We start from the raw sequence: 20,233 nt of genomic DNA on the forward strand, positions 1-20,233 counted from the left end.
AAAATGGAATCTCAATTCTAATCTATTAGTTGACTATCATTATTGATTTTTTGTCCTTGTGGGAGTCTATTGTCAATTTGCTCAATGTGTTTAGTAATTTGGAGCAAGTTGTCAAATATCTCTTTAAATTTTTCATCTTCATCGCGCAATTCATCCTTGTAAAATATTCTAATATCTTGATCAATAAACCTCAAAAATTTCTGAATATCTATTATGCTTACTGTAATTTCAGGATTAAAATATTCTTGGTACTTTCTTTGAAGGTCTGCAAAATACTCTGCACTAGTTTTAAATAGATCTCCGTAATCTCCATTAGAAAGTTGAGTTCTCTTTCCAGGAGCTATATCTTCCAGTGTTATTTTCTTGTATTCCTTAAAACTTATTTCTACTTGACTACTTTGAGGATCATATTTTCTCGTTATTCCAAGCGCAAGATCAATATTTGCCAATAACGTATTTAAGTTGACTTTCAATTCCTCATATGCCTTGTTTTTTAAAGGAATCCAAGTTTCTTGTTTTAGTTCGTCATGTAGGTCGCTATAAACAATTCCAACAATATTTGCAAAAAAAGCTATATTGAACAAATTTTCGATCAGTGTAATGTATTTATACGCTCCAACTGCATAATAATCCATATATGCCAATGAAAAAAAGGTTGTGCTACTAAAAAAGAAATAATCTTCTGTGGTAGGCTTTAAGTTAGTATTAGACAATATAACAGGACTCCCAAACATTTGAGAATAATACACAATGAAAAAAATAACCACGATAATGAACGCTAAACAAATTACATAAAGAATAGTTCCAGCAGCTCCATATCTAGCATAAATTCTTTTTTGAAATTTCAATAGGTCCAGAATGCTTACTTTTTTTTTGATAGTGAAGGCAGTAACAGTAAACCGAATGCTGCAATATAGTATACCCATATAAAATAACTAAGAAATACATTTTCCATGAAAATATTAGAAAATATTAGCACCGTTCCAAAAGTTAACAGATAAACAAATATCATTCTTACATCTTGTTTTTGTACAGTTGAGTATAAATCATCAAGATGCTTTATCAATGAATTGCCTTCAAGTAAACAGTATTTTCCATTATCTTTATGGAATAAAAACGTGTTCTTTGGGAACACTGTGAGTATTACTAATATAAAAGATAAGGCCAGAAAGATAAAAATAAATCCTACTTTATTTACTTCTTCTGTAAAGTGCCCGAGCTCGTACTCTTTATCAAACGAAATGACTGAGAGATAAAGTGTAGTTAATGCGAAAACATATTTTAACAAAGAGAAAGCCCGATCAACATTATTCTCGTATTTATCTATTATTTTTTCTTGAATGTATGATACGTCATCCTCACTATTGGGCATGACAATGACGTATACCTATATTCTATATATGTATTGCTAGATTTTTTTATACTTTAGATTATTCTTAAATATTTACTCGCCTAATTATTTAATTTTTCTCCCTTTCACAAAATCCACAAAGCTCTTCGCGAATTCCTCATAAGAGCTTGCTACAAGATGGGCATAGCAGCCCAGTGTGTTCTTTACGGTGAGTCCGTCCCAGCCGTCGATGATGCCGGTGCCACGGGAGAGTTTGATGGCGAATTTAGCGTCTGAGGGCAGTTCTGTGACCTCTGAATGGTGGAATTCATGGGCACGGAAGTTGTTTCCTGTTTTGCCGATGACCGTGTCCAGCGCAAGGGAACCGATGTTGTAGCTGACTACTCGTTTGTGTCCCATGAGTGTGTGTCCGGGGAGTGCGCTCACCATCTCATGAGTGGATTCGGGCATCTCGGCCATGTGATATGCACCTTTTCCCTTCACGCCTGTGGTAAGCTTCTCGGTAAGGTACATCAGGCCACCGCATTCTCCATAAATGGGCAATCCTGCTTCGGATGCGGCTTTTATATCCTCACGCATGGAGGTATTTGCTTCAAGCTCTGCAGCGAACAGTTCGGGATAACCACCGCCGATGTATATCCCATCCACTTCAGGCAGGTGTTTGTCATGCACCGGGCTGAAATACTTGAGTTCTGCTCCTGCAAGCTCCAGCAGCTCAAGGTTATCGTGATAATAGAAATTGAACGCTTCGTCCAGAGCAACGCCAATGATCGGCTTATGTGTTATTTCCCCGCGGATAAAGATTGTTTGGGATGGTCTTGGAAGCGGATTTGCCTGCCTGGCAATATCTAACACTTTCTCGATGTCCACGCCCTCAGAGATTACATCTCTAATTGTGTTTATCCTAGTATCGAAATCCGAAGATCTGCGACGCTCTTCGATGGCAGGCACAAGTCCCAGGTGACGCATGGAGATCATCATCTCGTTGTTGCGGTGGATAATGCCAATCACAGGTATGCCGGTGTAGTGCTCGATGGCTTCCTTTGTCTTCATTGCATGGCGCTTACCACCAATGTTATTCAATATGACTCCTGCGATGTTCACCTGCGGGTCAAAAGCCTTGAATCCGGATACTATGGCTGCAGCTGAACGGGTAATACTGCGTGCATTTAGTACAAGGATGACAGCACAGTTAAGGATCTTTGCTATCTGCGCAGTACTGCCAATATCACTTAAGCTCTCCAGGCCCTCGTACAGTCCCCGCACACCCTCGATAATGGCAATGTCAGCCTCTCCGTCCACTTCACATCCATGCAAGAATACATCGCGCACCCTCTCCTCATCCATCAGGTATCCATCAATGTTCCTTGCTCTGCGTTCGGTAATCTCAGTATAGTAACTTGGGTCAATATAATCCAGCCCCACTTTGAATGGCTGCACCTTGTATCCGGCCTTTGACAAGGCAGCCAGAAGGCCGATGGTAACAGTGGTCTTACCAGAAGAAGAACTTCCGGCAGAGATAAGTACTCTGGGAATCTGCTTCCCTTCGCCTGATACTGGAGGTCGCCTGCTGGTAGAAGTGGTCATGTGGATCAGCGTGTAAGTTCCCTTAACCTTTCATCGTCCAATGGCTTTGATAGCGCGGAATCCGAATTAGACATGATGGCCCTGGCAAGGTCACGGTACACCTGCGCTATGTCCGAATCAGGAGCTTTTTCAAGCACTGAGAACCCGTCTCTCTCGCAGTCCTGTACGATCTGCTCCTTAGGAATAAAAGCAACCAGTTTGCTGCCAATCTCCTCGGCGAATTTGCGCACAATCTCTTCTTCTCTTGTAACGCTGCGGGAATTGCAGATAACACCGCTAAGGCGGGTATCGATCTTGATAAGCCCCTTGCAGATATTGTTTGCAGCATACAGGGGCATGTATTCTCCAGATGTCAGTACATATGCATCGTTCACAAGCCCTTTCTTAATGGGAGCTACAAAGCCTCCACAGACGATGTCTCCGGGCACGTCATAGATGATAAGGTCCATCTCATCCATTTCCTTGCACATGTCCTTCAATGTCTTGATAGCTACGATGATGCCTCGGCCTGCACATCCAATTCCAGGTTCAGGACCGCCAACTTCCACACACCTTACATCTCTGTATCCGTGGAATACAATGTCCTCTTCCTTTACTTTCACACCCTGCCTGAGCAGGTCCAGGATGGTGGGTATTCTTCTGCCACCCAAAAGCGTGATGGATGAATCGCTCTTCGGGTCGCATCCGATGATCATTACTTTGTATCCTTCCTCAGCACATGCAGCAGCTATATTGGATGCAGTACTTGATTTGCCAATGCCTCCCTTTCCATAGATCGCTATGCGTTTCTGTTTTTCCATGTATGTCACCTCATACTGAACCATCAGCCATCTCTTTTGCCATTTCCCGAAGCGTGGCACCAAGTTCTGACTCTACTATGTGATTCACTCCTAGAGTTTTGGGATGCAGGTCTATTTCCACCACAACATGCTTGTGACCCATTTCCTTCAGCGGCAGCACCTGCCGGGGACCATTTGTAACCGAAATGATTTCCATGTTGCTGATATGGTCCATGGGTATGGCATGAGGAACGCCCGTGATCACAGCAAAATCATAATCTGCATATTTCTTGTTTATGAGTTCATTCACCACATTACCTGCAATGGGGTACTCATCAAGTCCTCCTGTGATCTCATGTACCTGCACGCCTTTTTCTTTAAGGTTATTCGTAATATTACGGGCATGGTCTCTTACTCGTGGAAGACCGAGTGATTCATCCAGGTTTGCCATGTTAACCACATTTCCAGATACTCCTAACTGCGATGCAACTTCATGCACAGCAACATTTATGTCAGCGAACATATAGCCTGTTTCCTTCTTTGCGTTCATTATTATAAGGCCTTTCTTTCCTTCCCGCAACAGCTCTATAATGCGCTGCGCCACCTTGTACTTCAGGTCTCCTCTTGATGGAGCTAGATATTCTTTGCTGGCTGCACCGTGACGTTTTTCCACTTCTGTTGCTTCTTCCAGGAGCACTTTCTGGCGGTCGAATTCTTCTTTGTCTATAACTCCTACGTCCAGCGCAGATTCCAGGGTGATCAGCACACCTTTTGTATTATTTGCATATCCTGCATGCACCTCAACCTCTATGACCGGCACATCAAGGTTGGCATCCATCACTGGTTCATGCAGTTCCTCACCAATGATCATGCTGGCGCATGTCCCAACAACGCCTATCAACTTCGGGTGAAACATCTCGTTGACCTTTTCAAGCACAGAAGATAACTCTCTGCGGCCTCCGAATACAAAACCGTTCTCGTCAAGGGCTGTTGTAACTACGTGTATCCCGTCTTCTTCCAGGAGCCTTGCATGTTTAAACGAACATCCTGGAGGACCATGCAATATAGCAACATCCACATTCAGGTCCCTAAGGGTATATAACGCAGCAACTATCGAACTCGGTCTGGGGTGTATTATAGATATGTCATTTGCAGCCATGCTATTCTCCATGGTGTCATATGATTGTTATGATATTTGTTTCAAGAAGTATGATTTTTTACACTTAGTCAAATACCAGTTTTGCATATACTACAGCTTTCTGGTATAAAAGGTCTGTTTTATGATGCGAACTCCTGGTCTCACCTGAAGCACTTAACACACAAAGCAATAATAACTTCAGTATTACCCTTTTTTCTGGAAAGTTCCACTGCACATGTCTTCCCTAGATCAAAGCTTTCTGCATAGTGAATATTTCCAGTTGCCATTGGTTTCATCCTCTCACCAACCAGTATCAATTCATCTATATCTTCAAGCCTGCTTCCAAGAAAATCGGAAACACTCTCTGGTGGAAGTCCTTCACATACTTGTGCAGCCTCTTCGCCAAGTACCATGATTACCTTTTGCTTTCTTTTTAGACAAAGATCAAGTACTTTTTCCACTGAAGCTATGTCCATGCCGGAGTTGGAATTATCCAGTATCTTTAAGCCCTCTTCTTCCCTCTCCTGCATCCTTCCCTGTAAACCTCTAAACTGCTGTATAGTTTCTTTCACATTTTCCGGTGGTATAGATATTTCAAAGGCTGCTGCAGAGCATGCAGCAAAAGCGGTCATGTATGACTTTGCATCATATCCTTCTGCAAGGTGGAATTCAATTTGTTCTTCCCCACATGTAATAGAGAAACTGTTTTTACTCATGTTCAGGCAATAGTCAGCATCTGAAGTTGCGCTTTCTCCATTTTCCAGTATATTGAATGTGCTGATATTTTCTGACGCAAGTGGTATGTTCAATTGCTTGAAGACTTTTCTGCAGTTTTCATTGAGCACAATGAGTGCATTTTCAGGGCAATTGAGCAAAGATTTGACCTTTGCTTCGCTCGCCATGGATGTTTTACCTGCAATCATGTAATCCATGTCAAGGGTTGTGATCACACCGACACTTCCACATCCTGTGACTCCAAGAGATATTTCGAATACGTATGCTTCTATCTTTTTGTCTAGTGAGCCTGCAATATCCATCACCTGCAGGATGCTCCCCGGTGCAATGCTCAGACCTTTATGGATCAGCTGGCACACACCGTCTTCCCATAATTCCAACCCCCTGGAAGTGTGTAACAAAACAGTAAGTTTTCTTGAGATCATATCTGCCAGCAAGGATGCAGTACTGGTCTTTGCCTTGGTGCCTGTAACTTCGATGATAAGGGGGCACTCACCAACATCTGTAAATGATAGGATTTCTCCTACAGCTCTGTGATGAGAAATTATGGGAACTTGCTTTTTCTTTGCTTGCTCGAGCATTACATGATCCGGGTATAAGTGCACGGGGCTTATTACGAGGTCCAAATTTTCAATAGTGCAGCTCTTGTTCACCACCGTGATAACATCTGCTTCCAGAGAGCGGCATTGTTCCATGGAAAGTGTTCCATAAACATCCACGCCTGTCACATTGAACTCCAGCTCTTTGAGTTTACGGGCGATGATAACACCGCCATGTGTCATATCAAGGACAGCTATGTTCCTTATTGCCGGATCAGTAAGATGACAGTACATACCCCGAAAAAGAACTTAACAATAGATAAGTTCTACGATGACTCAATACACTAAAATAAGCACCAAAATAAAAAGATTGGCCGGTCAAGACCGGTCTAAGTAAAATAAGTACAATAATGTAATTTATGAAAGATTAACTTTCATCATCTGCTTCATCATTCTTGTAGCTGTCACTTCCCATCATGGCAGCGGCAATGGAGTCAATACCGTCCATCCATTCAGCTACAAGCCCATATGGGATGTCTTCCATTACTTCATCCGGCAACTTGCGTCCGTTGATGATCAATGCACCTATCTCTGCTATCTTGTCCAGTGAGATCTCTATGCTATCTGCAGCCTCTGCTTCCAGTGCCTGCTTCAGCAGAGTGGGTATTCTTGCTTTCTTATTAAAATCCTGTCTAATATAGCATTCAAATGCAGCAAAAGTTCCTATTAATGATGTTTGCATTGAAGCTATCATCATGTCAATATCATCGGATATAGGTTCGATTTCTGCAAGTGCGATATCCTTTATCTGAGCGATCAAATGGAAAGCAGATTCTGCGGAGATGAGATTCTTCTCGAACTTTGCAACTACTTTCAGACATGCAAGTATGATGTCATCTTCCATGTTGATGAAAACTGCACTGTCCTTATCCTGTGGTTCTTCAGATTCCTTGAACTCAAAGCCGCTTTCTTTAACCTGGGTTATCCAGTTGTTCCATCTTTCCATGGTATAAAAATCATGGGAAAGAATCTCTGTTTCCATATCAGACATCAAACACCTCTTTTAGGTTACGCTATGTTCTTAGCATTCTGCTAGTAGTATAAAAGACATTCGCATTAATCTCTGTTATAATTTTACAACTGTAATTCTACCTTCTTCATTGGAGAAGAGCACATGCCTTCCTCTTCAATATTCTCAAAGATAGTAGTTATAGTACATTTATCTCCGGTACGCAGTCCCTGCGGGTAGAATAGATCATACAAGTCATCGGGAATTTCCTTGCATTTTGGTGGCTCGTAGCTGATTTTGGCACCTTTTATAGCTTTTCTGGAATCCAGGATAGCTATTACAGGAGATTTCACTACTTCCACTGCTATTACTCCTCCGTCATGAAGGAAACATTCATGCACTGAAGGGGTTTTTATTTTTACTACCTTGTATCTGCGCCCTTTTTCGAGGTTTAAACATGTGTTTTTGAGTTTACATTTGTTGCACTCATTAGATTCCCCTTCAAAGATGAAGTCCATGCCTTCTTTGGCAAGCCTGGCTCCAATAAGGGTTATTGTAGTTTCGACCATATCATCACGCACCTGAATATAAATAATGTATCACTCTATTACTTTAGTAATCTTTGCCACTCTCTCGGCTGCTTCGGGGGTAAGGCCTGAACCGAGTATGGTGTATCTTTCCGGACGAATTGTATGTGCTAGAAGCAGAGCCTCCAATATATATTTATCTTCAATGCCAAGCTCTGCAGCAGTGGTAGGAGCATGCAATTTTTTCAGTCCGTTTCTTATGCGCTCCCAATCTCCTCCATGCAGGTACATCATCATGATAGTACCTACTCCGCACTGTTCTCCATGCAGTGCCGGCTTCGGAGCTACCATATCAAGTGCATGGCTGAACATATGTTCGGATCCTGACGCAGGTCTTGATGAGCCTGCAATGCTCATGGCAACACCACTTGATACCAATGCTTTGACCACTATTCTGACTGAACTTTCAAGATCAGGTTTTATGGAATCCACAGAATCAAGCACTATCTTCGCGGTCATCCGAGAAAGTGCGGCTGCATACTCACTGAATGGTTCGTTCCTGAGTCTGTATGCCAGTTCCCAGTCGCTGACCGCAGTGTAATTTGATATAATGTCTGCACAACCGGCTGCAAGCAGCCTGTATGGAGCATTTGCGATAATTTCTGTATCTGCAATGACTGCCATGGGAGCATTGGCTTCTACAGAAGTCACTGTTTTACCATCACGTATAGAAGCTCTTGAAGATACTATACCATCATGAGAAGCTGCAGTGGGGACACTTATAAACGGTATCTTCAATTCAGTAGCTGAGAGCTTTGCTACGTCTATGGACTTCCCACTGCCCACTCCCAACAGGTAGCTGGCATCATTTTCCATAGCATATTCCTTTACGTGTCTGACTTCTTCTGTTGTAGCTGATTCCACGGTTATTACGTATGGGTTGACTCCGGCATCTGCAAGAATATCATATACTATTTTTCCAGCTATATCTCGGGTATGTTTCCCTGTCACTATCAGAGGGTTATTTCCAAACTTCAGGTCATCACAGACACTTTTTACTTCTCTGATGACTCCATGCCCTATTACAATATCTCTGGGTAATTGCATCCATTTTGTGTTCTCTTCTCTGGGTGGGATCACTTGAATACCTGCAATAATTTTGTGATTTAAATTTTATGAACGTACTTGGAATGTTCCTGATGACAGAAGTTATTAAACATTAATTCTATTAGGATATTCCTATAGCATCGCATAAACATTTGAGGTTCAATGACTTCGTATATAGATAAGATTTCAGGATTTATAAACACATATTATATAGACCCGATCCTGCATGATGAGGGTTACAATATAATTAACACCCTTACATGGGCTATCATACTCGGTCTATGCATATTTGCTGTTGTCAGATTACTTAAAAAACTGAATGTAGAGGCAAACAACAGGCTGATTGCGGCAATAGTACCCTTTGTGCTTGCCGGATCTTCCATGAGGGTTTATGAAGATGCAGGAATTATACAATATCCTTTTAATCTGCTCCTGATAACTCCTATCATCTATTTTGTTGTTTTCTTTATTACACTGGGGTGTCTCATTGCAGCTAAAGTGATCAGCAAAAAGTGGTCTGGAAAAAGCATGGAAACTATTTTCGGATCCATGGGAGCTCTCTGGTTTATTTTTAATCTATCGCTACTTCTTAGCGTACAGAAGATAGCTCTTCCTATGGTACTGCTATATATTCTTGGCCTGGGGACATTGGTAACCCTTTCTGTTTACGTTGTAGCTAAAAAAGTGGGCTTTGAAGTACTTACGGACAAGTTGAACTTATCCATACTTTATGCTCATATGTTGGATGCTTCTTCCACTTTCATAGGAGTGGATACGCTAGGATACTATGAAAAGCATGTATTGCCGTCTTATCTTATTGATCTGACAGGAACGGCATTTGTAATGTATCCCTTGAAGCTAGCCATATTTATCCCTGTGCTATACATAATAGATACTAATTTCAATGAAGACGCTGAGTCGCGCAACCTTCGGACATTTGTAAAGCTAGTGATCCTTGTGCTTGGTCTCTCTCCTGCATGCAGGAATACTATACGCATGGTTTTCGGAGTATGATGAAGATGTATGATGTAGGTAATAAGGAACAAGCGCTTCAATATCTAAAGGATCTACGTAAAGAGATTGGAATTGTATCCTTATTATTCTTATTATCGGCCGCCATAGGGTATGTGGTTGCTATTATGCACCCTGAGATGGCTATGCAATCCTTGGAAGAACTGGAAGGTCTTGTGGATTTATTAAAAAACCTTTCCCCCATAGAGATAATGTTCTTGATATTCCTAAATAATTCCATTAAGAGTTTGTTCATATTGGTACTTGGTGTCTTTTTTGGCGTAGTGCCACTACTTTTCATTGCATATAATGGATATTTCCTAGGAATTTTCAGTTATAAGATACTGATGGAACAAAGTCTTCTTTATTTAGCGGGCGGTCTTCTTCCACATGGTATTATTGAGATACCTATGGTAGTGATCTCGGCTGCTGTAGGCATAAGATTGGGACTTAAAGTAATTGCCGCATTTAAAGGAGAATCAGTATCCTTAAAGGAAGAAATGCTCACAGGTATCAAATTCTTCTTTTATTGGGTCATGCCACTGCTTTTCATAGCTGCTGTCGTTGAAACATTTATTACTTCAGCTATTATAGGTGTGTTGAGTCAACTGTAAGAAAATTATTGTGTAGAAATAAACAAAGCCTATATATTTCATTGATATGTGTGAAGACAAGAGAGGGTATAAGATGATAGACAGAAAAGAAATCGTAGATATCGTTCAAGATTATGATCCTGACAAGATAAAGATAGGAGCAATTGCTTCTCATTCTGCATTAGACGTATTTGATGGTGCAGTAGAAGAGGATTTCCGCACTTTCGCTATATGTCAGCAGGGAAGAGAGAAAACGTATTCCCACTATTTTAAAGCACAAAGGGATGCGTATGGAAAGGTAAAGCGTGGCATTGTCGATGAATCTGTGATACTTAAGAAGTTCAATGAGGTATTGCTTCCTAAAAATCAGCAGATGCTGCGTGATAACAACATTCTTTTTATTCCAAACAGGTCATTTACTTCATACTGCGGAATAGATGAGGTAGAGAACGACTTTGCTGTACCCATAGTAGGTAGCAGGAATATGCTCAGAAGTGAGGAAAGAGGTATTGACCGTGATTATTACTGGCTTCTTGAGAAAGCAGGTCTCCCCTTCCCTGAAAGGATCAATGACCCTCAGGATATAGAAGAGCTTTCAATAGTGAAACTCCCTCACGCTGTTAAGAAACTGGAAAGGGGATTTTTCACTGCTGCAACTTATGCAGAGTATCTGAAGAAATCTGAAGCCCTGCTTAAACAAGGTGTGATTACCAGAGAAGCTTTGGACAATGCGAGGATCGAAAGATACATTATCGGGCCGGTGTTCAACTTCGATATGTTCTACTCTCCTATAGAGGAGGAAATGAGCAAGCTAGAGATCCTTGGAATAGACTGGCGCTTTGAGACCAGCCTCGATGGTCATGTCCGTCTGCCCGCACCTCAGCAGATCACTCTTGCAGAACACCAGCTGACCCCTGAATACACTGTATGCGGGCACAACTCCTCCACATTGCGTGAATCCCTGCTAGAAGATGTGTTCATGCTGGCTGAGAAGTATATTGATGCAGCCAGTAAGCACTATGATCCAGGAGTTATAGGACCTTTCTGTCTGCAAACCTGTATCGATAAGGATCTCAACTTCTACATATATGATGTTGCACCCAGAGTTGGCGGTGGCACTAATGTGCACATGTCAGTGGGTCACCCATACGGGAACACTATATGGAGGACGAACATGAGTACTGGAAGGCGTATAGCTTTTGAGATCAGAAGAGCTATTGAAATGGGAGAGTTGGGTCGCATTGTGACCTAACTTCCTTCATTAGATCTTGAGAAATTGCTTCAATACTTTGCTATATATTTCCATAATTTATTATGCATTTATTGTGAGTTTAGTTTGTATTATATGTAGATGCGTAGATTTAATAAGTAGATATTACTAAAACGTTGAAATCATTTAAATACCAGAAACCAAATGATAACAACGGTCTGGAGCAAAATATCACCCGGTCATTTGACCGATTGCACGTATTGCTACGCACTTTTATTATTATTTGCCCATTGGAGGGAAATCAGGAATTGAGTCAACCTTGTGTTAATATCGGCATGGTAGGTCATGTCGACCATGGAAAAACCACTTTAGTAAGCGCACTATCAGGCGTGTGGACTGATACTCATAGTGAAGAGATGAAGCGCGGAATATCTATTAGATTAGGGTATGCAGATACCACTATCCGAAAATGCCCTAACTGCCCCGAGCCACAATGCTATACTGTACAAGATACTTGTCCGGGATGTGGCGAGCCTTCAGAAGAAGTGCGTACTATTTCTTTTGTTGATGCTCCGGGTCACGAGACATTGATGGCAACAATGCTTTCCGGAGCAGCTATTATGGATGGTGCCATACTTGTGATAGCTGCAAATGAAGAATGTCCACAGCCGCAGACAAAGGAACATTTGATGGCTTTGAACATCATCGGTATAAATAATCTTCTTATTGTCCAGAATAAGATCGATCTTGTATCTAAGGAAGAGGTAATAGATCATTACAAGCAGATAAAGAGGTTTGTGAAAGGTACTGTAGCTGAAAACGCTCCTATCATCCCGGTATCTGCCCAGCAGAATATCAACATAGATGCTCTTCTTCAGGCTATGGAGGAATACATACCAACTCCGGAGCATAAGATGGACAAGCCTGCACAAATGCTCATCGCACGTTCATTTGATATAAACAAGCCAGGAACCCCTATAGATAAAATAAAGGGTGGTGTGATTGGTGGAACCCTCACAGAAGGTGTTCTGTCAACTGGCGATGAACTTGAGATAAGGCCTGGATACAAGCTGGAAAGTGAAGGAACTACTAGATGGGTTCCAATCCTCACCAAGACCTCTATGGTCTTCGCAGGTAAAGACTCTGTGGATAAAGCAACTCCCGGAGGACTGCTTGCTGTAGGTACTACATTGGACCCTGCTATTACTAAGAGTGATTCTCTTGTAGGTCAGGTAGCCGGAAAGCCTGGGACATTGCCCCCTACACGTGATGTATTTACTCTTGAGCTTAATCTGCTTGAAAGGGTAGTAGGTGTGATTGATGAAGCAGAAATAGGTTCTATCAGGACAAGTGAACCTCTGATGCTTAATGTAGGTACTGCCACTACTGTAGGTGTGGTCACCAGCGCAAGAAAGGATGTTGCTGAAGTTAAGCTCAAAAGACCGGTATGTGCAAGTGCAGGGTCAATGGTGGCTATCAGCAGAAGGATTGGTTCAAGATGGCGCCTGATAGGTGCAGGAGTCATAAAGTCTTGAAGGTGATAATAGACACAAACGCTCTGATGGTACCTGTACAATTCAATGTAGATATATTCGGTGAACTGCATAGGTTAGGTTTTGACCATTTCATAGTTCCTCAGGCTGTGCTGATAGAGCTTGATAGGCTCATTGTGTTAGCTCGGGGCCAGGACCGGATAGCTGCAAAAGTAGGAAAGTCTCTGGCACAGAGGTGTGAACTTATCTCTCTGGAAGGGCATGCTGATGATATCATCGTGTCCCTTGCACAGGATACAGGGGCTGCTGTTTTGACAAATGACATTGGATTAAAGAAACGGCTGTTTGAATTGGGCATCAGGGTAATATCCCTCAGGCAAAAGACTCGTCTGGAAATACTGTGATGAATTATAGTAAAAATTATAACATATTAATAAGTTTATAGCACAATAACTGGGCTTTTGGAGATAATCGCATGTACAAGAAAATGAAACTTTCTGATACCATCCGGGTAGCTCCTGATCTTTTGGGCGGGGATGTTCAGGTCAATGTAAAAAATGCACTGAGGGAAAAGCTTGAAGGCAGGCTTGATAAACAGCTTGGTGCGATAGTTGCTGTCACTGGAATTGAATCAGTAGGCGAGGGCCACATTCTGGTGGGCGATGGTGCAGTTTACTATGATGTTGATTTTTATGCTATAGTATTCTCACCCATGATACAGGAAGTAGTTGAAGGAGAGGTTGTTGAAACTGTTGATTTCGGGGCTTTTGTGAGTATAGGTGCCATGGATGGTCTCTTACATGTCAGCCAGATCACAGATGATTTCATGTCATATGATGGGAAAAATGGCAGGCTCATGAGCAAAACCGGTCCACGTTCCCTTGGAGAAGGTGACAAGGTAAGGGCCAGGATAGTTGCGCTCAGTATTAATGAAAGAGAACCCAGAGAGAGTAAGATCGGTCTTACTATGAGGCAGAGTGCCTTGGGCAAACTGGAGTGGCTTGAAGAAGAGAGAATGAAATCCAACGTGCAGGAAGAGGGTTGAACATGGCAGATCAGGTTTGTAGGGAATGCCACAGGATAGTTACAGGTCAGACATGCCTAATATGCAGTTCCAGCAACCTTAGCAGCGATTGGAGCGGCATGGTCATTATTGTAGATCCTGAAAATTCCGAAATAGCCCAGAAAATGGAGATTAAAGTAGCCGATAGATATGCACTGAAGGTGCGTTAATTGGTAAAAACAATTCACCTCCCGGAAGAACTGCGTCCTTTGTTAAGGAAAACCTTTGGTGTTCTTTACACAGGTGTAGGGGATGACACCATTCAGAAGCTTTCCAAAGACTTGGGGAGCCCCACAAAACTTATATCGGTGGGTGATGTTACTACATTCCACTTGCTCAATTCAAATATTATTCCGGACATCCTTATCGTTGATGACCGGACAAAACGCGGGCCTGCGTCAGCCAGCGTAGTAGTAGGCACAAAACATACAGGGTTCTGTGAAATATTCGTGGATAATCCTCCCGGGGTCATAACCGAGGATTTGATCGATGTGGTCCATGACGCAATAAAATCAGAGGACCATGTGCGAATATTCGTGCGCGGCGAAGAGGACCTTGCGGCATTGCCTGCAATTCTACTGGCACCCGAAGGTTCGGTTGTACTATATGGGCAACCGGATGAAGGTGTTGTGTTTGTCAGTATCACAAAATCCAAAAAGGAAGAGATCCTTGACCTGCTTGATAAAATAATTAGCGGGCAGGAAGACAGGAGCAATTTAATAGATATTCGGAGGAAATTCAATGGATGTTAAGATCATTGAGGATAAGACTAATGCACTTCTTAAAAGGCGTGAGCTTAAGTTCGAGGTAACCTTTGAAGGGCCCACCCCCACAAGAATGGATGTAAAGAATAAGATGGCTGCATTGCTGAACGTACCACTGGAACTTGTGGTCGTCCAGAGAATGAAGAATGATTTCGGAAGACAGCTGGTCAATGGATACGCAAAGATCTATGAGGATGCTGCCCGCATGAAGCAGGTAGAAGAAGATCACATCCTCGAGAGGAACAAACTGCCAGAGGCACCAGCAGAAGAACAGGCAGAAGCAGCAGAAGAATAAGTAGGTGTAATAATGGCAGTAAAAGATTACTATAAAGTCAGCGGCGACAAACTCGAAAGGACACACCAGGCCTGCCCCAGATGCGGAGAAGGTGTATTCCTTGCTGAACACAAGGACAGGCGTACCTGCGGTAAATGCAGTTACACCGAGTTCAAGAAATAAATTTTAATTTTATTTCTTCTTTTTCTTTCTTTTTTTATTTTTGTTCTCTCTCATATGAGCTTCAGCTGTATCTATTTTTCACACAGAATAATTACGAAATGTTTATATTAGATTACTGTATCACTTTCAAATAGTAGGGATAATACTAACAATCAATAGTAGCAATTATATTTATATTCCTTATTTGCTAATATTATTGATTTAATTCCTATATGCTTTAAGGTGGTACAATGATAAATGCAAGCAAAAATGTGACAAAACCTCCAACCTATCCAAACTAACTACGTTTTTCTATTTGTCAGAATATGCTTAGCTTTTTCAAGTACCTCTTATTGCTAATCGAGAGATAAACGAAAAAAGATGTGTAGGCACTCCTGCCCGCCGCCAAGCAAGAACAGGAGTGCTTTGCATATTATCGGGGAGATAACATGCAACGAAAATATGTATTTACCTTTATATTAAGCGTTTTGTTGCTAGCATTGCTGACAACTGTTGTATCGGCAGATGAACAACAAATAAACACAACTACAATTACCAATGATAGTTCAAACTTTACAGTTACATCGGCTTTAGGTAATGAAAACTCATCTATCAATGCATCGCTCATTTCTGAGACCGGGAATACTATACCAAAAATAGCTTATGTGGTATCAAGGCCTTACGAAGTAACTTATCTGGAAAAAGTAGCATCTTATCCGGAAATAAGTTCACAGATGAATATTAGTGTATATCTTGGTGTCTCTTATTCAGATTTAAGTTTTGATCTTAGTGGCAATGACATGATTGTTATGTCAAATCTTGATTCCTATGTAGTCGATAAGATCACTTCAACAGTGAACGATGCCAAAACAGATGGTTCGTATATCATCTCAGTTGGAGATACCTTAAAAGGCTATGGTCTGCATAACGTAAATACGTCTGCTCCAGAGTATTCGGATATTGAGCTATACATTAAATATCCATCAGAAACAAATTTCTATAATTTAGATACTTTTCTTGGAGCAACATTCTTCGGTCTGAATTATTCAATAGAGGCTCCTCTGGAAAGACCAATCTATGGTATTTATCACCCTGCTGCACCTCAGATCTATGAAAATCTGACAGACTATCTTTCCTGGTATGATACAAATGGTGTTTACAATTCCGAAAATTCTACCCTCGCTATAATCTTTGATAGTTACAGCTATGTGGAAAGGGATATGCCACTGCTTGATTCACTTGTCGGGGAAATCGAAAGTAACGGGTGCAATGTGGTCGTAACAACATACTCTTACAAAGATAATAATTCAATGAGTTACCTGATGATGGACAACAAGTCCATAGCCGACGTAGCCATTGTAGTTTCCCGCGGATCACGTCTGCATTATGCTGAGAATGAGCAGGGGATTGCTGATCTTGAGACTTTGAACATCACTGTTATGAACGGTATCCGTTTGTTCTCCGGTGTCAGCGTGGAGGAATGGGAAAACAGCATTCACGGAGTACCTCCCGACCAGCAGTATCAGGTGGCATATGCAGAACTTGATGGACTAATCGAACCCATCGTCATTAGCGGCAAAGCTACTGATGAAGCAACTGGTATTGAATATAACCAACCAATAGATTATCAGGTTGACTGGCTGGTCAAAAGGGCAATATCCTGGGCGGAACTGCACGAAAAAGGTAATTCCCAGAAAAAAATAGTAATTCCTTACTATAATCCGGAAGGTGGTAAAGCCGATGTGGGAGCAGATATTGATTACTATCTCGATGCACAATCAAGCCTTGCCAACCTTCTGCAAGCCATGAAGGATAGAGGTTATAACACCGGCGAGGCACAACTACCCAATTCCACAGAACTTGCCACCATGATGGTCGAAAAAGGTCATAATGTAGGTAACTGGGCTCCCGGAGAACTTAAAAAATGTGTTGAGAATGGCAGTGCTATACTCATACCCGAATCTCAGTATATGGGCTGGTTCGAAGAACTTTCGCAAGAGAAACAGGATGAAATGGTTTCAATGTGGGGAAAGGCACCCGGAAACCTCATGGTCTATGAGAACTCTTCAGGCAAGTATCTGGTCATACCGGTACTTCAATTTGGTAATATACTTCTTGCCCCTGATCCGCAAAATGGCTGGTCTTCAAGTGAAGAAGCAATGTACAATGATGGCTCATACCCTCCAACTCACCAGTGTTTTGCCTTCTATCAGTACATGTCCAGGGAATACAAAGCAGATGCAATGTTTACAATATTCTCAAGTATTGAACTGATGCCTGGAAAAGAATGTGGACTGTCTGCCAAGGACTGGGGAGCACTTTTGATGGAAGATATGCCACAGGTACATGTTCTTCCAATGGATGCAGAAGGTGTATTTGATAAAAGAAGAGCCAATATGCTCATCGTTGACTTTATGACTCCAACATTGGTTCCTGCAGGTCTTTATGAAGAATTTGCGAACCTGCAACAGGATATCACTTTGTTCAACCAGGCCTCTGATACTGCAGTAAAAGAAACCTATAGGCAGAACATCCTTAACCAGACAGCAGAGCTGAACCTTGATAATGATCTGGGTGTTGATCTTGAAGAAATATCCGGCAATACAACTCTTACGGATTCATTCATAGTTGACCTTTCAGATTACTTGCAGGAGTTAAAAACAGCGTATATGCCATATGGCTCCCATGTGCTGGGGGAGGTTCCTGAAGGTGAAAGCCTTGTGATGCTCATAAACAGCATGTTAGGAGACGAGTTTATAGCACATGTGAACGCTTCCGGTGGAAGTGAAGATCTTGCGGTAGCACTTTTAAATGAAACTATATTGAATTCCACATCTCCTTACGATGCACAAATGATGGTGTTAGGTACAAATTCCTCCGATGTTGGGAATGACCTCAACTTGTCATTGGAGTATCTTGAAAGGATAAAAGACTGTGATTGTGAGATTACAAAGATACTTGATGCGCTTGATGGTACTTATATCACTCCGGGACCTTCGGGTGATCATATAAGGAATCCAGATGCGCTACCAACTGGAAGGGATCTGTATACTTTCGATGACAGGCTTATTCCAACAAGTGCAGCGTGGACAGTTGGTTCGCAGCTTGCAGAAGAACTGCTCGCAACCAAACTTGAGGAAGACGGAGAATATCCGGAGAAGATAGCCTTCCTTTTGTGGTCTGTGGAAACCACGCGTAATCAGGGCGTTATGGAATCAGAGATCTTCAAGCTTCTTGGAGTGGAACCCCAATATGACAGCAAGAACAGAGTATCAGGTCTTAGACTCATGAATTCCAGTGAACTTGGCAGGTCAAGGATAGATGTGATGGTAGTTACATCCGGCTTATATCGTGATGTCTATCCAAACCAGATACAGCTCCTCGATGAAGCAATAAGGCTGGCTGCATCTGCAGAGAATGATACCTATCCGAACTATGTAAGAGAACATTCTGCTGCAACCTATGAGAGCCTTATAGACGACGGATACAATGAAACACTGGCATACAATCTCTCAGTTTCAAGGGTTTTCAGTCCATCTTCCGGAGCATATACACCCGGCATACAGGAAGCAATAATGAGCGATACATGGGTTAATGCAGATGATATCGCTGATCTCTATATAGACAGAATGGGTTACGTCTATGGTCAGGATATATGGGGAGAACAATATTCTGATGTTTTCGAAATGAACCTTGCAGATGTGGAAACTGCTGTGTTCAGCCGCACATCGAATGTTTATGGTGTACTTGACCATACAATGGTAGCAGCCTATTTCGGCGGTTTGAGTCTGGCAGTTGAAGAAGCAGGTGGCATTGCACCGGATATGTATATCAATGATCTTAGCAGCTCTGCAGAGATAGAAACTTTGAGTGAGTTCTTAAGCAAGGATTTGCGTTCACGTTACCTGAATCCAAGCTGGATAGAGGGTATGATGGGCAATGGGTTTGATGGTACAAGATACATGGATTCTGTCTTTGAGGTCATGCGTGTATGGGATGTAGCAACTCCTGAACTGGTCACAGATGATATGTGGAATGAGCTATATGGTACATATTTCGAGGACCAGTATGAAACGGGAGTTACTGAGTATCTAAAATCCACAAATCCTTACGCATATGAATCAATGGCTGCAACTGCGTTGGAGTCTGCTAGAACAGGCTATTGGGATGCATCAGATGAGATAATTCAGGATCTTGTGAAAGAATATGTGGAGACAGTTGTTGAAAATGGAGTAACATGCTGTCATCATACCTGTGGTAACCCGTCATTGGATGAATTCGTGCAGGGTGTGATGTCAGTTCCAGGTGTTGTGGATGAGCAAACCGCTGCTGCCTACAAAAATATCATGGTGGAAACAACTGGCAGGGAATCTGTAGAAGGAAGCAGTTCCAGCCACAGTAGCAGCAGTAGTTCCAGTAGTCAGAAACTGCAAATTACCAGCCAGGCTAGAACTTCCGGATCTAACCAGACTACTGAATCAAAGGTAGGAGCAGGTACAGACCTTAGCCAGCCACAACCTGAAGCCCAAAAGTCAACTCCTGAGGACTATGTGGAAGGATATGAAATGACAACTGAATCACCTTCCCAGCCGGAAAGCAGTAGCAGCACATTCTCAAGTTCTGATCTAGTTGCTTTTGTATTAGTTGCAGGAGCAGCAGGAGCGGTATTCCTTGGATTCATGAGAAAGAAGAAAATGTAAGAAGACTACAGGCTTTCTTGGATGATCCGTGCTCCGTTCCAGGACATGGATTGTCCAACATGTTTTTTATTTACATTTTCTTCGTGGAATTTCTGAATCTTTTCTATCTTTTGTATGCAACTTTCCGATATTCGCCATCTTGTTACAAATATATTTATTCTATATCCCAGCATGCCGAAAAATATAAGAAG

Annotated in this window: 20 protein-coding genes; 11 read left to right on the forward strand and 9 right to left on the reverse strand. The window is 42.0% G+C overall.

The window, feature by feature from the left end; genetic code table 11:
- Window positions 1-17: 17 nt before the first annotated feature.
- The 9 genes from ACC612_RS04050 to ACC612_RS04090 all read right to left on the reverse strand — a co-directional run bounded on the left by ACC612_RS04050 (window position 18) and on the right by ACC612_RS04090 (window position 8,805).
- Entirely contained in the window at window positions 18-713 is a 696-nt protein-coding gene (locus ACC612_RS04050; RefSeq protein WP_371853191.1) for a hypothetical protein, read from the reverse strand.
- A gap of 149 nt (window positions 714-862) precedes the next feature.
- Complete coding sequence (locus ACC612_RS04055; RefSeq protein WP_371853192.1) at window positions 863-1,372, reverse strand: hypothetical protein; 510 nt, start codon at window positions 1,370-1,372, stop codon at window positions 863-865.
- Window positions 1,373-1,456: 84 nt separating this feature from the next.
- Window positions 1,457-2,938, reverse strand: a complete 1,482-nt coding sequence (gene cfbB / locus ACC612_RS04060) for a Ni-sirohydrochlorin a,c-diamide synthase (RefSeq protein ID WP_371853193.1) — start codon at window positions 2,936-2,938, stop codon at window positions 1,457-1,459.
- A 5-nt stretch (window positions 2,939-2,943) separates the two neighbouring features.
- Window positions 2,944-3,738: a Ni-sirohydrochlorin a,c-diamide reductive cyclase ATP-dependent reductase subunit gene (gene cfbC / locus ACC612_RS04065; RefSeq protein WP_371853194.1), complete on the reverse strand. Its 795-nt coding sequence runs from the start codon at window positions 3,736-3,738 to the stop codon at window positions 2,944-2,946.
- A 10-nt stretch (window positions 3,739-3,748) separates the two neighbouring features.
- Complete coding sequence (cfbD, locus tag ACC612_RS04070; RefSeq protein ID WP_371853195.1) at window positions 3,749-4,876, reverse strand: Ni-sirohydrochlorin a,c-diamide reductive cyclase catalytic subunit; 1,128 nt, start codon at window positions 4,874-4,876, stop codon at window positions 3,749-3,751.
- Window positions 4,877-5,016: 140 nt separating this feature from the next.
- Window positions 5,017-6,423 carry a coenzyme F430 synthase gene (cfbE, locus tag ACC612_RS04075; protein WP_371853196.1) on the reverse strand — a complete coding sequence of 469 codons (1,407 nt, stop codon included), beginning with the start codon at window positions 6,421-6,423 and terminating at the stop codon, window positions 5,017-5,019.
- Window positions 6,424-6,556: 133 nt separating this feature from the next.
- Entirely contained in the window at window positions 6,557-7,180 is a 624-nt protein-coding gene (locus ACC612_RS04080; RefSeq protein WP_371853197.1) for a DUF2150 family protein, read from the reverse strand.
- An 83-nt stretch (window positions 7,181-7,263) separates the two neighbouring features.
- Window positions 7,264-7,707 (reverse strand): UPF0179 family protein, encoded by a 444-nt coding sequence (locus tag ACC612_RS04085; protein WP_371853198.1) that lies wholly within the window; start codon window positions 7,705-7,707, stop codon window positions 7,264-7,266.
- 30 nt (window positions 7,708-7,737) lie between these two features.
- The gene (locus ACC612_RS04090; RefSeq protein ID WP_371853199.1) at window positions 7,738-8,805 is read right to left on the reverse strand and encodes an NAD(P)-dependent glycerol-1-phosphate dehydrogenase; all 1,068 of its coding nucleotides are present in this window, start codon (window positions 8,803-8,805) and stop codon (window positions 7,738-7,740) included.
- A 129-nt stretch (window positions 8,806-8,934) separates the two neighbouring features.
- Between ACC612_RS04090 and ACC612_RS04095 the strand changes: the two genes are divergently transcribed.
- The 11 genes from ACC612_RS04095 (at window position 8,935) to ACC612_RS04145 (ending at window position 20,042) form a co-directional block, all read left to right on the forward strand.
- The gene (locus ACC612_RS04095) at window positions 8,935-9,786 is read left to right on the forward strand and encodes a DUF63 family protein (protein ID WP_371853200.1); all 852 of its coding nucleotides are present in this window, start codon (window positions 8,935-8,937) and stop codon (window positions 9,784-9,786) included.
- Window positions 9,786-10,397 carry a stage II sporulation protein M gene (locus ACC612_RS04100; RefSeq protein ID WP_371853201.1) on the forward strand — a complete coding sequence of 204 codons (612 nt, stop codon included), beginning with the start codon at window positions 9,786-9,788 and terminating at the stop codon, window positions 10,395-10,397. Before ACC612_RS04095 ends, ACC612_RS04100 begins: the two co-directional genes overlap by 1 nt.
- A 73-nt stretch (window positions 10,398-10,470) precedes the next feature.
- Entirely contained in the window at window positions 10,471-11,628 is a 1,158-nt protein-coding gene (locus ACC612_RS04105) for a formate--phosphoribosylaminoimidazolecarboxamide ligase family protein (protein WP_371853202.1), read from the forward strand.
- Between the two features lie 266 nt (window positions 11,629-11,894).
- Window positions 11,895-13,121, forward strand: a complete 1,227-nt coding sequence (locus ACC612_RS04110) for a translation initiation factor IF-2 subunit gamma (RefSeq protein WP_371853391.1) — start codon at window positions 11,895-11,897, stop codon at window positions 13,119-13,121.
- Window positions 13,118-13,483 (forward strand): DNA-binding protein, encoded by a 366-nt coding sequence (locus tag ACC612_RS04115; RefSeq protein WP_371853203.1) that lies wholly within the window; start codon window positions 13,118-13,120, stop codon window positions 13,481-13,483. The genes ACC612_RS04110 and ACC612_RS04115 overlap by 4 nt, the downstream gene beginning before the upstream one ends.
- A gap of 71 nt (window positions 13,484-13,554) precedes the next feature.
- Window positions 13,555-14,124, forward strand: a complete 570-nt coding sequence (locus tag ACC612_RS04120; RefSeq protein ID WP_371853204.1) for a DNA-directed RNA polymerase — start codon at window positions 13,555-13,557, stop codon at window positions 14,122-14,124.
- Between the two features lie 2 nt (window positions 14,125-14,126).
- The gene (gene spt4 / locus ACC612_RS04125) at window positions 14,127-14,312 is read left to right on the forward strand and encodes a transcription elongation factor subunit Spt4 (RefSeq protein WP_321420599.1); all 186 of its coding nucleotides are present in this window, start codon (window positions 14,127-14,129) and stop codon (window positions 14,310-14,312) included.
- Window positions 14,313-14,894 (forward strand): GTP-dependent dephospho-CoA kinase family protein, encoded by a 582-nt coding sequence (locus ACC612_RS04130; protein WP_371853205.1) that lies wholly within the window; start codon window positions 14,313-14,315, stop codon window positions 14,892-14,894. It abuts the gene before it with no gap.
- A complete protein-coding gene (locus ACC612_RS04135) occupies window positions 14,884-15,201 on the forward strand; it encodes a 30S ribosomal protein S24e (RefSeq protein ID WP_371853206.1) in 318 nt (105 codons plus the stop codon). Before ACC612_RS04130 ends, ACC612_RS04135 begins: the two co-directional genes overlap by 11 nt.
- A 12-nt stretch (window positions 15,202-15,213) precedes the next feature.
- Complete coding sequence (locus ACC612_RS04140) at window positions 15,214-15,363, forward strand: 30S ribosomal protein S27ae (RefSeq protein WP_371853207.1); 150 nt, start codon at window positions 15,214-15,216, stop codon at window positions 15,361-15,363.
- A gap of 428 nt (window positions 15,364-15,791) precedes the next feature.
- Complete coding sequence (locus ACC612_RS04145) at window positions 15,792-20,042, forward strand: cobaltochelatase subunit CobN (protein ID WP_371853208.1); 4,251 nt, start codon at window positions 15,792-15,794, stop codon at window positions 20,040-20,042.
- The last annotated feature ends 191 nt before the right edge of the window (window positions 20,043-20,233 follow it).

This window comes from Methanomethylovorans sp. (assembly GCF_041447285.1).
Lineage (GTDB): Archaea > Halobacteriota > Methanosarcinia > Methanosarcinales > Methanosarcinaceae > Methanomethylovorans.